This is a genomic window from Desulfovibrio sp. 1214_IL3152 (assembly GCF_036763055.1).
Classification (GTDB): Bacteria; Desulfobacterota; Desulfovibrionia; order Desulfovibrionales; family Desulfovibrionaceae; genus Desulfovibrio.
The window spans coordinates 1-2228 of sequence record NZ_JBAIYW010000103.1 but is presented as its reverse complement, the minus strand read 5'-3'; the positions used below and the strand labels follow the sequence as shown (position 1 = coordinate 2228).

Below are 2228 nucleotides of genomic sequence, written 5' to 3'. Positions count from 1 at the left end.
GACGCGGGCCGGGACGGGGAGGCCGCCACAGGGGCCATGCCATGCACTCCCCGCATGGGCCGGATGGTTCGCATGGGCCGGATCAGGACGTTATTGTCATGACAGTGGACCAGTATGAAACCCTGCGGCTCATTGATCTTGAAGGCATGACCCAGGAAGGTTGCGCCGAAAGCATGCACATCGCCCGCACCACTGTGCAGAGCATTTATGCCGAGGCGCGTAAAAAATTGGCCGATGCCCTCGTCAACGGCAAGATGCTGCGCATTGAGGGCGGGGAATACAGGCTTTGCAGCGGCGAGGGCGCATCATGCGGCGGAGGCGGCTGCCGCCGGGGACGAAACCGGTAACGCACTCAGTTCAAACAGGTTGTGCGCCCCCCCCACAGCGGCCCTAGGCTTTTTCCTCTTCCTTGCAGACATCGACCCACGTTCCGCCGGTGACGCGCTCAAGCTCGGCCAGAGAAATCTTTACGGCATTGTTGGGCGCTCCGGCTGCGGGGTACACCGGGTCAAAGCTCTTCAGGCTGGCGTCCAGATAAACGCGCACATTGTCATGCAGGGCAAAAGGGCAAACACCCCCCATAGGATGCCCCACCTGCTCCTGCAGGTCTTCGGGCCTGATAAAACGGGGCTTGCACCGAAAGGCATCCTTGAACTTGCGATTGTCCAGCCGGGCCGTTCCCATAACCACCAGCACCACCGGCCCCTCGGGTCCCAGAACAGAAAGGCTTTTGGCAATGCGCCCCGGCTCGCAGCCCACGGCTGCTGCCGCCAGATCCACAGTGGCGCTCGACACCTCAAACTCCATATAGCCTTCAGCCAGACCGTTCTTTGCCAGCTCGGCCTTTACTGCGTCTACCCGCATAACCTTTCCTTTATTCTCCGCGCGTTTCAAAAACAGCCCGCCAAACAACCTGAAAAACAGCCACCGGCAAGGCAGCCCGCGCCATCAGCCGCGGGCAGTGCCGGAGCACCATCAAATACAATGGCCTAGAGCAATTTAACTTTTAAATTGCTCGGACGGCTGCGTGAGCAGACGTTCGCTACGGAGGCGTAAGCGCAGTTTATCTGCGCGGTTAAACGCCGAAGTGAGCGTGCCTTAAACTTTGAGAATGTATATTCTCAAAGTTAATCTGCTCTACATCTAGAGCATTTAACACTTGAAATGCTCGCTTACGGCAGGCAAAAGCCTGCCTTCTCGCATTTCGTGGCAAGGATTTTCAAGAAAATCCTTGCAGGGCAGTTAACTCATTTCATTCGTTAACTGCTCTAACGGCGGAACACCAGCGCCAGCCCGGCCAGCACCAGCACAAAACCCAGCAGCCGCCGCCAGCCGAAGGGCGTTACCGGCAAGCCGAACCAGCCGTAATTGTCTATGATGGCCGCCATGAGCAGGTTGCCGAAAATCATTGCCATAGCCGTGGTCAGCACGCCGATGCGCGGCACGGCAATGACGCTGTTGAGCACCATTATCGCTCCGAAAACACCGCCGATCCACTGCCACGAAGGCGCTTCCGTCAGCCGCAGAAGTTGCCCGCGCCCGAAAAAAAGCACCGCCAGGCCGAGAAACAGCGTGCCGCCGGCAAACGAAACAAAGCTGCTTTCCAGAATACCCACCGTACGGCTCAGGGCGGCATTTATCGGCGACTGCAAGGCCACAAGACATCCGCCAAAGACCATAAGCGCTATATACAGCATGCTTTCCTCCGGCAAAACCCCGCAGTAGGCGCGTCTGGCGCGCGGACATCCCGTCGGGCCGTCCCTGCAGGCAGGACTTTGCGAAACCGGGGCCGCCGCCTCGCCGCCTTTGCGGGATATGCTGCACCTTGTTTTGCCCAGGCGGAGCCTTTCACCTGATGCGCACAGCGCATTGTGAAACACTCCGGCGTATGAAACACTCGGGGCAGTTGAAATTCGCGCAACGCCGCACTCTGCCGAAAACAGTCTTTTCACCCTGACGGCCTGAGCGGATCATGCGGCCTCCGACAGCTATCTGCCGGGCAGGGAGGAGGCTGTTCCACCACCCCGCCCTGCCCGGCGCTGATTGCAATGCCTGCTGCTGCGCACGGCTTGCGGCGTCTGCCGCGACAGGTCCAACAAAAGACAAAAACTTACGCGGCAAAAACCCCCTGGGGCAGCGCCCCGAAGACAGCCTCATAGCGCTGGCGGAACAGCGCCGGTGTCATGGCGTGTTCCTGGGTTCCCAGCTTTTCAAGGGCAAAGCTGGCG

At 59.4% G+C, this 2228-nt stretch carries 3 protein-coding genes; 1 reads left to right on the top strand and 2 read right to left on the bottom strand.

Annotated features, from left to right (window positions below):
* Positions 1-347 (top strand): DUF134 domain-containing protein (locus tag V6C07_RS01995; RefSeq protein WP_333534718.1); only part of this gene is annotated, 347 nt, incomplete at its 5' end.
* A 43-nt stretch (positions 348-390) separates the two neighbouring features.
* Here V6C07_RS01995 and V6C07_RS01990 read toward each other — a convergent pair.
* Both V6C07_RS01990 and V6C07_RS01985 read right to left on the bottom strand, forming a co-directional pair.
* Complete coding sequence (locus V6C07_RS01990; RefSeq protein WP_333534717.1) at positions 391-864, bottom strand: YbaK/EbsC family protein; 474 nt, start codon at positions 862-864, stop codon at positions 391-393.
* Between the two features lie 404 nt (positions 865-1268).
* Entirely contained in the window at positions 1269-1697 is a 429-nt protein-coding gene (locus V6C07_RS01985; protein ID WP_333534716.1) for a DMT family transporter, read from the bottom strand.
* Positions 1698-2228 lie beyond the last annotated feature (531 nt).

Excerpts from the sequence above, each read along its gene's own strand:
- V6C07_RS01990 (WP_333534717.1), bottom strand. The coding sequence starts at position 864 with ATGCGGGTAGACGCAGTAAAGGCCGAGCTGGCAAAGAACGGTCTGGCT.
- V6C07_RS01985 (WP_333534716.1), bottom strand. The coding sequence starts at position 1,697 with ATGCTGTATATAGCGCTTATGGTCTTTGGCGGATGTCTTGTGGCCTTG.